The 11,816-nt window shown below is 71.0% G+C and carries 3 protein-coding genes; all 3 read right to left on the reverse strand.

What is annotated here, in order from left to right:
• Positions 1–38: 38 nt before the first annotated feature.
• Positions 39–1,130 carry an ACP S-malonyltransferase gene (gene fabD, locus ACIQM3_RS10855; protein ID WP_401621856.1) on the reverse strand — a complete coding sequence of 364 codons (1,092 nt, stop codon included), beginning with the start codon at positions 1,128–1,130 and terminating at the stop codon, positions 39–41.
• A 78-nt stretch (positions 1,131–1,208) separates the two neighbouring features.
• A complete protein-coding gene (locus ACIQM3_RS10860) occupies positions 1,209–2,585 on the reverse strand; it encodes a PfaD family polyunsaturated fatty acid/polyketide biosynthesis protein (RefSeq protein ID WP_401621859.1) in 1,377 nt (458 codons plus the stop codon).
• Positions 2,582–11,815 (reverse strand): SDR family NAD(P)-dependent oxidoreductase, encoded by a 9,234-nt coding sequence (locus tag ACIQM3_RS10865; protein ID WP_401621862.1) that lies wholly within the window; start codon positions 11,813–11,815, stop codon positions 2,582–2,584. The genes ACIQM3_RS10860 and ACIQM3_RS10865 overlap by 4 nt, the downstream gene beginning before the upstream one ends.
• Between the last annotated feature and the right edge of the window lies 1 nt (position 11,816).

The raw sequence follows: 11,816 nt of genomic DNA on the forward strand, positions 1-11,816 counted from the left end.
AGTTCTCCTACTGGGGCTTCTGGTCGGTTCGGTCCGCTTCACTGCGTGGCTGGGACCGGCTCCAGCTCTTGGAGATCGAAATATCCCCGGTAGCCGTGCATGTAGACGGCGGCCCGGTGGCCGAAGAGGACACTTGCTGCCGTGGCGGTCTCGAGGGGGCCGTAGTTACCGGTGGTCGAGCGGAAGCGCGAGCCGATCGCATACCGCTCATTCCACTTCCGGACCAGTTCCACAGGGTTCTCACTCGACGTGCGCGCGACTGGCGGAAGAGCCTTCTTCTCGGTCGCGAGTTCACGGCGGATCTTGGTCAGCAACTTCGTGAGAACATTGCCGTGACCGACCTCCTCGAATTCCATATCGGAGTGTTCGAGTAGGTGCTCCACCGTGTCGGACCACCGCACGGCATTAACCATCTGCTGCGCCAGGGACTCCTTGGCGAGATGGTCCTCGTACACCCTCGCGGTGACATTGGAGACCACCGGTATGCGCGGTTTCGAGAATTCTATTCCGTCCAGGAATGCGGCGAACTCCGCACGAGCCGGCTCCATGTACCGGGAGTGGAAGGCCCCGCTCGTCCGGAGCGGTACGAACAAGTGGTTCCCGGTCTGGAACAGCGGCTTCGCCGCCTCGATGTCCTCGGCGCGGCCGGACAGCACGATCTGCGACGGCGTGTTGAAATTTGCCAGGTCGACGGAGTCGAGCCCGTTCTCCGTGAGGATGGTCCGGATCTCGGCCTCCGAGGCGTTCAGCACGGCGGCCATCCCGCCGCCCGACGCGCGTCCCATCAGCTCTCCGCGCTTGCGCACCAGCAACAGGCCCGTCTCGAAGTCGAAGACCTCGGCCGCCAGCAGCGCGTTGTACTCGCCCAGGCTGTGACCTGCGACGAAGTCCGGGACCAACCCGGTCTCACGGAGCTTTTGGTAGTAGGAAAGGGCGTTGACGACATACATCGCGGGCTGGGTGTACTGCGTCTGGTCGAGCAGTTTGTCCGGGTCCTCCAGACAGAGGTCCTTGATGGAGTAGCCCAGGATCGAGTCGGCCGAGCGGGTGATCTCCTGGAATTCGTCGAACAGGGAAGAACCCATTCCCTTCTGCTGCGCCCCCTGCCCGGGGAAGACGTAGGTCAGCATGGGAAATCCTTTCTCGTCGTCTTTCACATATCTTCGCGACGATCACGAGATCGTGTCGCCTACACCCTGCCAGAAAATCTACGCCGAAGCTCCCCTGCATTCCAAGAGAATCGAGGAAGCCCCGCGCATCAGCTCGATCGCCATCCGGTCCGGATGCCGATTTCGCCAGCTTTCCCACGGAGTGCCTCGCGCCCATTGGTTGAAAGCCCCCAGCGCAGGCCCGGTGTGAATCTGCACATTGGCCCGGTCGAGGTCGGTATCCAGGAACGAAAGGCGGCTGGTGTAGCCGTAGTACCAGCGGAAGATGAGCGCCATGTGGCGTTTCGGACTGCGCTCGGCCCGCTCGATCTCCGACTCGCGGCCCGTCTTCCGCAGGTGCTCACAGGTTTCGCGCCAGACCTCTTCGACACTCTTCTTGAAGTAGGTGTCCTGGATCTGCCGGCGCGTGCCCTGCGGGATCTCCTCCCACGAGTCGTAGGTCTTGTACAGCGCGTGCAACCGGTTAGCGCGAGCGGGGAACAGCACGCCCTTCTTCAGTACCTGGACCAGGGCACCGATCTCGAACATGTCGCCCGCGGGGCAGTAATCGGTGTCCTGGACGTCGATGGTCTGCAGCCGGTCCTTCACCGCGTCGCTGATCCCCGCCTCGGCCGTGCACTGGTTGATGGAACCGGTCATGACGAAGTCGGCGCCCATGGCGAAGGCGGCGGCGACCGCGTGCGGCGTCCCGATGCCCCCGGCGAGTCCCAGACGGATCTTGTCGGTGTAGTCGAACTCCCGGGTCATGCGCTGCCGCAGGCTCTGCAGGGACGGCAGCAGCACGGTGGAGACCCCGCGGTCGGTGTGGCCCCCGGAATCCGCTTCAACGGTGAGGTCCTGCGCCACCGGGACCCCCCGGGCCAGCTCGGCCTGCTCACGCGTGACCCGTCCCTCCGCCACCAGTTGCGCGACCATCTCCTGCGGCGCGGGCTGCATGAACTCGCGGGCCACCTCGGGCCGTGAGACCTTGGCGACGATCCGCGTGTCACGGGCGATCCCGCCGTCCGGCCGGGACCGCAGCCCCGACAGATGGAACAGGACCAGGGCCGGGGTGACCTTGATGAAGGCCGACGCCTCGACGACGCGCACTCCGTGGGCGAGGAGCATCTCGACGACGGCCGTCTCCCGTGCCGGGTGCTGGAGGTCGCACAGCAGGTTGACGCCGAAGGGTTGGCTGGGCGCCAGGTGGCGCCGGATGTGGGCGATGTCGTCCGTCACCCGTGCGGGGTCCAGGCCGGCGGCGCCCAGAAATCCCATGCAGCCTGCCCGCCCCATGGCGACCACCAGCTCCTTCGAGGCGATACCGCGGTACATCGACCCCGACAGATAGGCGTAGTCGACCCCGAAGTCGCGGCGGAAGGACGCACAGCCCAACCGCCCCGCCCTGGTCTCCCCGTGTTCCGCCACCGCGCTCACTTGGCGACCCGCGCCTTCTGCTGGCGGGTTGCCCACGCCTTCGCCACCGGCAGCCGCCTGTCGCGCCGGCCGGCGTAGAACAGCTTGCAGAAGGAACGCACCGTGGTGAGGGCCGCCGGGTCGCCGAGCATCACGAAGTGGTTCGCGGCGTCCACGTCGATCTGGTGGAAGTGGGGCAGGTGCCGCTGCCACTGCTCCCAGTAGACGGTGTGGTCCAGCGCGGCGCCGTCCTCCTGCGTGGAGAACAGCGGCTTCATCTCCCCGTAGAACAGGCCGCTCCGGTTGCGGAAATAGAAGCAGGTGACCGACTCCGGCCGGGGAAGCGGGACGATGTCGTAGTCCAGCAGGCCATAGCACTCCTGGACGCGCAGGTTGCGCAGCACCCGGTCTCGCAGCAGCTCCGGATCCCCCTTCAGGCCGCGCTGCTGCGCCATCGTGAGCATCTGGTCGAGCAGACCGTCCTCGTCCTGGTCCCAGTCGACCGCGCGGCCGGGTACCAAGGTGGTGGCGAAGTCCTCCGGAGCCGGCTTGGACGCCGCGAAGAGCAGGGCGTTGACCTGCTGCAGCAGCATGTCGGTGCGGGACATGGTCACATCTCCCACGCTGTCGTCGTAGGTGTCCACCATGACGATGCTCTCTACCGTCGCGCCCTGTTCCTGGAGCAGCCGCGTGACCTCGTAGGCCAGTAGGCCGCCGAACGAGTAGCCGCCGAGGTCGTAGGGCCCCTCGGGCTGGACCGTGCGGATGATCTGCGCATAGTGCGCCGCCAGCGCCGGGATCCCCTGCAGCGGATCGCTGTGCGTCATCCAGCCGCGGGCCTGGACCCCGTAGAAGGGCCGCTCGATGCTGTCGGTGATCGTCGCGTACACCTCCACGCCGCCCAATCCGCCGTGGAACCAGAAGACCGGCCGCCCCACGCGGACGGCGTTGAGGTGCACGATCTCCGGGATGCGCACCGCAGCGGCCGGCGCCGGCCCGGCGGCGGTCGGCAGGGCGGCCCGGGACCCGAAGCGGCGCAGCAGGTCCCGGGTCGACCGGCACTCGCTGAGCGCGCTGAGATCGGCCGTGGGGTCGACCTCGGCCTGCAGCGCCTGGAGCAGTTGAGTGGCGTGGATCGAGCTGAAGCCGAAGTCCTCCAGCGGTGTCGTGAGGTCGAGGTCGCCCGTCCGCATGCCCAGCAACTCGGCGACGATGGCCGTGATCCGGTCCGTGGCTTCGGCGGCCGGAGCCACAGCCACGGCCGGCACGGCGGTGGCAGGCCGGGTGGTGACCGCCGCCGGAGCGGTGCGGGCGGTCGTGGTGTCCGGCGCCGGGGGCCGGGGTGTCCCTTCCGGGGGCAGGGGCACCCAGTACCGCTTCCGGTCGAAGGGGTAGGCCGGCAGCGTCCGCAGCATCCGCGGGGTGCGGCCGCCGCGCGGCACCGACCCCCAGGGCACCCTTCCGCCCCGCGCCCACAGCAGGGCCAGCTTCTCGAGGTGGTTCTCCGCCAGCAGCTCGCGGACCAGCGTGTCACCGGCCGGACCGCTGAGCAGCAGGTCGAGGTCCGAGTCGTCGAGCCCGGCCGTGCCGGTGAACAGCGGTACGGGGGCGGTCTCCGTGGAGCCGGCGAGGTAGTGGGCGAGGGCCGCTTCGAGCTCCTTGAGGTTGCTCGCCACCAGCGCCAGCCGGCGGTCCATGGCCTCACGCCCGCACTGCAGGGTGTGGGCGAGGTCCGCCAGGGACAGGTCCGCCTGCGCGGGCAGGAACTCCAGCAGCCGGCCGGCGACCGCCCGCAGCCGGTCCTCGGTGGGGGCGGACAGGACCACGACCTGCGGCGGGTCGGCATCCGGGGACGCCGGTGCGGTGGCGTCCCCGGCCACGTACTCCTCCACGACGAGATGGGCGTTGGAGCCGCCCGCTCCGAAGGAGTTGATGGTCGCCCGCAGCGGGTATTCCCGCTCCTGGCCGTCGAGGTTCACGACGGGGCGGAGCCAGGGCTCCGCCTCCTGCGGCAGATAGAACGCGGTGCCCTCCGGCTCCACCCCCGGATTGAGCCGGCCGGCCCCGACGAACGGGACCAGTCGGCGGTGCCCGAGTTGCAGGACGACCTTGCTCAACTGGGCGATGCCCGAGGCCGCCTCAAGATTGCCCAGTGTGGACTTGACCGTACCGACCGCGCAGAACTGCTCGTCCCGGGTGTGCTCGGCGAAGGCGTCCCGCAGCGCCGCGAATTCGATGGCGTCGCCGATTTGCGAGCCGTTGGCCGACGCCTCGACGTAGCTGACGGTGCGCGGGTGGATGCCCGCCCGCTCCAGGTTCTGCTGGATCAACTGCTCCTGGCGGCCCGGGCTGGGCACCATGGGGCCGCTGGTGCGGCCCTTGTGGTTGGTCGCGCTCGACCGGATGACGGCGAGGATCTCGTCCCCGTCGCGGACGGCGCCGGACAGCGGCTTCAGCAGTACCGCGCCGACGCCCTCCGCGGGGATGAAGCCGTCCCCGTCCAGCAGGGCGCGGCTGTCGGGGTGGCTGCCCGTGAGGCCGGTCAGGCTCAGCCCCAGGTACTTCTTGGGATGCAGGGAGAGATTGACGCCACCGGCGATCATCATCTCGCTGCCGCCCCGGCGCAGTTCTTCGCACGCCATGTGGATCGCGACCAGCGACGAGGAGCAGGTGGTGTCGATCGCGAGGCTCGGTCCCTGCAGGTCGAAGAAGTGCGAGACCCGGTTGGCGATGGCGCTGTGGCTCATCACCGAGGTGACGGACTCGTGCACGCTGTCGGACGCCAGCAGCTGGTAGTGCTGGTACATCGCGCCGACGTAGACGCCGACCTGGCTGCCGTGCCGGTCTCGCAGCCGGGCGCGGGGGTAGCCGGAGCTCTCCAGCAGGGTCCAGACGCACTCCAGGAACAGCCTCGTCTGCGGATCCATGATCGCGGCTTCGCGCGGTGAGACGTTGAAGAAGCGGGCGTCGAAGTCGGCCACCCCCTCGAGGAACCCGCCCCAGTTGGTGGGGGTCTTGCCCACCGTGTTCCGGTCGGCGTCGTAGTAGAGGTCGTGCTCCCAGCGGTCCTGGGGCACCTCCGTCACGCCGTCCTGTCCTGCGACCAGGTTCTCCCAGAACCCGTCCAGGTCCGGGGCTCCGGGATAGCGGCCGGCGAGTCCGATCACGGCGATCGCGTCCTCGCGGGTCGCGGGGGGAAGTTGCGCGGCCGGAGGCGGCACCGCGGTCGGCGCAGCGGACGGGGTGACGGTGACCGGGCCCGCCGCCTCGGGTGCGGGCGGCCCGGCGGGCTCGCCGTCCGTGCCGACCACCTCCTGCACCGCCTCCGCGTGGGCGCGCAGGAAGTAGCCGCTCAGCTCCTGGAGGTTCTGGTACTCGAAGAAGAGCGTCTTCGACAGTGAGCCGAAATCGGCCTCCAGCCGGTTGGTCACCGACAGGGCCAGCACCGAGTCGATGCCGAAGCGCTCGAAGGGCGCCGCCGCGTCGATCCGGTGACCGGGCACCTGGATCACCTCGCTCAGTGCCCTCCGCAGGTGAGCGATCAGGGCGGCACGCGCCGCGTCGGTGCCGGCGCCCGCCGCTTGGCAGGAGCGGGCTGCGGTCGGGCCGTCAGCACCGGCGACCGACCGCGGCGGTTCGGGCCGGGACGTCTGCGGCGCCGCCGGCCGGCCCAGCACGGTGCGCCTGATCCGGTCGGCGTCGCCCGCGACGACCAGGACCTGGCTGTGCGGGGCCTCCAGCGCGGCGTACAGCGCGCCCATGCCCGCGGTGGTCGGCAGGGGCACCATGCCCAGCCGTTCCTTCATCATCGCCGCGGTGGCGGGGTCCATCCGCATCCCGCCCTCGGCCCACAGCGGCCAGTCGACGGACACCGAGGCTCCCGCGCGCTCACCGCGGTCGACCAGCTCCCGCCGGTGGTGCGTGTAGGCGTCCAGGAAGGCGTTGGCAGCCGCGTAGTCGCTCTGACCGGCGTTGCCGAACACCCCGGCCGCGCCGGAGAACGAGAGCAGGAAGTCCAGCGGCACGTCCTTGCTGGCCTCGTCCAGGTTGACCAGGCCGGCGACCTTCGGTGCGAGGACCGCGCGGCACTCCTCGGCGGTCTTGCCACGGACGAAGCCGTCGCGCAGCACTCCGGCCGCGTGGAGGATGCCGTGCAAGGTGCCGTGCTCCCGCACGATGCCGTCCACCAAGGAGCGCACGGCCGCGGCGTGGGCGACGTCGACCTGCGCGTAGCGGGCGTCGGCGCCCTGGCCGCGCAGTGCGTCGAGGACCGCCTCCTGCTCGGGTCCCAGGGGCGAGCGGCCCGCCAGGACGATCGTGACGTCGCGCACCCCGGTTGCCATGTCGCGTGCGACGAGCGTGCCGATGCCGCCCAGCCCGCCCGTGACGAGGTAGACCCCGCCGCTGCGCCAGGGCACCCGGGCCTCTGCGAGCGCCTCGTCCTCGCGCCAGGCCAGGGCCTCGACGCGGCCGCCCCGGAAATGCAGGCAGGACTCGTCGGGATACCGGCGAGCGGCGACGACCCGGGACATCATCTGCTCGGCGGTCTCGGCCGCGTCGACGAGCACGACCTGCGGCACCAGGCCGGGCTCCTCGGCCTGCGCCGACTTCAGCAGCCCGAACAGGCCGCGCGTGGTGGCGAGTGCACTCTCGTCGGGTACGACGAGCTGGACGCGGACCCCCTGCCGCAGTCCTGCGGCAACCAGGCGGCGCAGGTGGTCGAGGGCCTGGACTGTGTACTCGGTGAACCGCTCCGCGATCCCGGGTGCGGCGGACGTCAGCGGCAGCAGCCTCGTCCGGGGATCGTGCCGGAGGAGGAGTTCGCCGAGGGCCGGCAGGTCGGGCAGCAGCACGACCGTCTCCCGCGGCTCGGTGTCCGGGCCACCGGGGACGGCTTCGCGCCAGCCCTGCAGGAAGCTGACACAGGACACCGCGTCCGGTTCGGTCCCGCTCACCTCGCCCCCCAGGACGCGGTAGGACATGCCGCGGATCCGGACGCACACCCGTCCCTGGTCGTCGCACAGGTCGATGTCGAGCTTGAAGACCGCACCGTCCGCCCGAGAGCCCGCGCTGGACCGGATCCAGGCCCACAGCGACTCCGGGCAGCTGCCGAGCACTTCGAGCTCGTCCAGGGCGAACGGCAGGGAGGGCTTCATGCCGCTCACGTCGAGTGCCGCAGCCGTCCCGGTCGCGAGCCCTATGCCCAGGGAGGCCTGCAGTGTGGCGTCGAGCAGGCTCGGGTGCAGGACGAACGTGTCGCGGGCGGCGCGCACTGCGTGGGGCAGCACCAGGCGGGCCAGGACCTGGCCAGGGCCGACGTGCAGGCGCTCCAGGCCCCGGTGGGAGGGGCCGTAGCTGAATCCGATGGCCGCGTAGGCCCGGTACAGCTGGGTCGCGGTCAGTTCCCCCTGGTCGCAGGCGGCCCGGAGGGCCGGCACGTCGAGCTGTGACGGCTCCAGGGTCCTCCGCACCACCTGCCCCTGGCTGTGCACCACCGGGGCGGCGCCGGGCGCGGGGGCCGGCGTGCTGCTGATCTCGTACTCGGCCTCGTCGGGGCCCCCGGGCACCAGGGACGTCACGAGGGTGACGGGGCCGGCGTCCACCGCCACGGGCCGGGCCCACACCACGTTGCGCAGCACGATGCCGTCGGCGCCGCCACCGGTCGCGCGCGTGCCCAGGGCCAGGGCGGCGGCGGCCCGGGCCATCTCCAGGCAGGCGACTCCCGGGAGCACCTTCCGTCCCTTGACCACGTGGTCGGTGAGGAAGTGCTCCTGTCCGGTGAACCGCGTGCGGTAGCGCCGGGCGCCGAAGTCCGAGACGTCCTCGTGCAGCAGCGGGTGCGGCGCGGCCGGGCCGGGGCGCGCCGCGGTCAGCGCCGGCGGTTCGGGCACCCAGTACCGGTCGCGGGCGAACGGGTAGGTCGGCAGCGGTACGCGGGTGCGGCGGCCGTCGGCGAAGAGGGCGGCGTAGTCCAGCGCGTAGCCCTGGACGTAGAGGTCCGCGACGGTCGACAGCAGCTCGGGGCGGGCTGCCGGGTCGGTGGCGGCCTGCCGAAGGCAGTCGTTGCCCAGGTTCCGCAGGGCGGCACGCTCGTCCAGCCCCTGGGCGGGGACCTCGCCGGCGCACACGCGGGAGGTGCGCCCGCGGTCGAGCCAGGTGCGCAGGCTCCGGACCAGTTCCTCGCGGTCGCGGACGACGCAGGCCAGCCGGTGCGCGAGGTGCTTGCGGCCGAGCAGGAGGGTGAAGGCGATGTCGCCGGGGTCCAGTCCGGGCCGTTGCTCGCAGTGCGCGATCAGGCGCTCGGCCTGCTCGACGAGTTGCCCGGCGGTGACCGCGGACAGGGTGACGAGGTGTGCGGTGGCTGCGGTGGAGGAGCGCACCGCGCCCGGGGCTTCCTCGAACACCAGGTGCGCGTTGGTCCCGCTGACCCCGAAGGAGCTGACCGCCGCACGTCGGGTGCCGTCGTTCCCGGCGGGCCAGGGGCGGTTGGCGGTGTTCACGTAGAAGGGGCTGTCGGACATGTCGATGTGCGCGTTCGGCTGCTCGAAGTTGATCGTGGGCGGGATGCTGCGGTGCTCGAGCGAGAGCAGCACCTTGATGGCTCCGGCGACGCCGGCGGCGGTGATGGTGTGGCCGAGGTTGGACTTGATCGAGCCCAGGGCGCAGTAGTCACGCTCGTCCGTGTACCGGCGGAAGGCCCGCTGCAACGCCTGGTACTCGATCGGGTCGCCGAGCTTGGTGCCCGTGCCGTGCGCCTCCATCATCTGGATGTCGGCGGGGCGGATACCGAAGGTGTCGTAGACCGAGGCCTCCAGCCGCTCCTGGGACGCGGCGCTCGGCGCGGTGATCCCGTTCGACGCGCCGTCCTGGTTGATTCCCGAGCCGCTGATGACGCCGCGGATGTGGTCGCCGTCGGCGAGCGCGTCGCTGAGCCGCTTGAGGAGGAGGACTCCGACCCCCTCGCCGGGCACGAAGCCGTCGGCCCGGTCGTCGAAGGTGTGGCAGCGGCCGCTCGCGGAGAGCATGCCGGCGCGGCCGGCCAGCGCGTAGAACTGCGGCGTGCACTGCACGGAGACGCCGCCGGCCAGGGCCATTTCGGTCTCACCGCCCCACAGCCCCTGGCAGGCGAGGTGGATGGCGACCAGCGAGCTGGAGCAGGCCGTGTCGACCGCGATCGCCGGGCCCTGGAGGTCGAGGTGGTACGAGATGCGTGCCGGCATCGCCGACAGCGCGTTGCCCCACATGGACTGCGGGGGCGCTTCGGCGCCGAACAGCCGCGCGTACCCGCTCTCCTGGCAGCCGACGTACACGCCGACGCGCCGCCCCTGGGTGTCGGAACCCGCGTAACCGGCGTCCTCCAGCGCTTTCCACGACTCCTCGAGGAAGAGCCGCTGCTGCGGGTCCATGTAGGTCGCCTCGATGCCCGAAATGTTGAAGAAGGCCGGGTCGAAGCGGTCGATCCCGTCGATGAAGCTGCCGCGTTCGCAGTTCTGCGCATCAGCCTGGTAGTAGCGCGACAGGTCCCAGCGCGAGACCGGCTCGGTGAGGTCGTGCCCCTGCGCGAGGTGGTCCCACAGCTGTTCGACGTCGGCCGAGCCGCCGAACCTGCCGCTCATGCCGACGACGGCGATGGGCTCGTGGGACGGGGCACCCGCGGCCGTCCGCCCCGCGGTCCGGTTGGGCGCGGCCGCGGGCGGTGTGCGCTCCTCGGGTGCGCTCGGCTGCTCTGCCGGATGCGGGGCGGCAAGCCCCTCCAGGTGGGCGTGGTCGACGATGTGCCGGGTCAGCCGGCTGACGGAACCGTGGTCGAAGAGGTCGGTCGTGGACAGGTCGGTGCCGAGCGCGCGGTTGATCTCCTGGATCAGCCGCACACCGATGATCGAATCGACGCCGTAGTCCATGAAGGCGTCGTCCGCGGCGATCTGCGTCCGGTCGATCTTCAACGACAGTCTCAGCTGCTCGAAGACGGTGTCCCGGACGTGCCGCTCCGCCGCCTCACCGGAGGTCGCAGGCGCCGGACCCTGGTGCCGGACGGGGCCGTCGCCCTCCGTGGGCGCGGCCGGAGTCCCGGCTTGCGGGGCCGCCTGCCGGACGAGGCCGTCGCTTTCCGCGGCGATCACCTGGTAGCCCAGCGCGTGCAGCCGCCGGGCCGGGAAGGACACGGAGTCGAATCCCTCGTCCTCGAGCGCCTCCTCCCAGGATTCCGGTGCCAGTCCGGGACCGCCCGGCATGCGCAGTTCCTCGTCCTCGTAGCGCCACCAGCCGTCGAGGAGCCCGAACGTCAGGTGGGTGAAGAGCGAGTGGGTGGAGAGCTCGTTTGCGAGCAGGACACCGTGCTGCTTGAGCGCCGCCTTGGCGTTGCGCAGCGTCCGGCGGATGTCCTTCGTGGCGTGCAGGACGTTGGTGGCCAGGACGAGGTCGTAGGAGCCGGGCTCGATGCCCTGCGCGGCCGGCGGTTCCTCGACGTCGAACAACCGGTAGTCCAGATAGGGGTACCGCGGTCCGTACTCCTCCTGCGCGTACATCAGGAAGGAGCGCGACAGGTCCGTGTAGGCGTACGTCTCGACGTGCGCCGCGAAGGGCTCCAGCCGCTTGAGGACGGTGCCGCTCCCGCCGCCGGTGCCCGCGCCGATCTCCAGGACGCGGAGGCGGGCGGCAGGGTCGGCACGCACGATCTCCCGCACCACGGCGGCCGCGGTGTCCGCCAGGATCCCGTTGAAGCAGTCGGAGACGGGGTTGTCCCGGTAGATGCCCTCGACCAGCTCCATCGACGAGCCGGGGAACATCACGTCGGTGGCGAGCACCTCGCCGCGCAGGATTTCCGGCAGCGCCCGCACGGTGGCGTCGAGCAGCGTGAACTGCGCTCGCAGCGAGGCGTCGCCCTGCGAGCGGGCGCCGGTGTCGTCCCATTCCGCCCACGTGGCGGGACGGGTCACCGCCGGCGCCGGGGCCGGCCGTGCGGGGGAGCCGGTCAGGAGCCCGTGCGCGCGCAGGCGGCGCACGGATTCCTCCAGCCAGCGCTGCAGTCCGCCGGGCAGCGGGGTGTCCGCGGTGTCGGCCAGCTGTCCGGCACTCTGCAACTGCACCAACAGCAGGCGGTGCAGCAGGTCCTCGTCCACGCCCGCGCCGGCGCCTGCCAGACCCGCTGCCGGGCCCGTCGGATCGGCCGGCTCCTGACACAGGTGGCGCAGGGGAACTCGCGTGCCCTCGGGCACCATCGTGATGGCTTCGCGCTGAATGTCGTTGAGCATG

Origin of the sequence: Streptomyces sp. NPDC091271 (assembly GCF_044757505.1) — a bacterium.
Lineage (GTDB): Bacteria > Actinomycetota > Actinomycetes > Streptomycetales > Streptomycetaceae > Streptomyces.

Bases quoted from the DNA above. Each gene is read 5' to 3' on its own strand.
- fabD (WP_401621856.1), bottom strand. From the start codon at position 1,130: ATGCTGACCTACGTCTTCCCCGGGCAGGGGGCGCAGCAGAAGGGAATG.
- ACIQM3_RS10865 (WP_401621862.1), bottom strand. From the start codon at position 11,815: ATGCTCAACGACATTCAGCGCGAAGCCATCACGATGGTGCCCGAGGGC.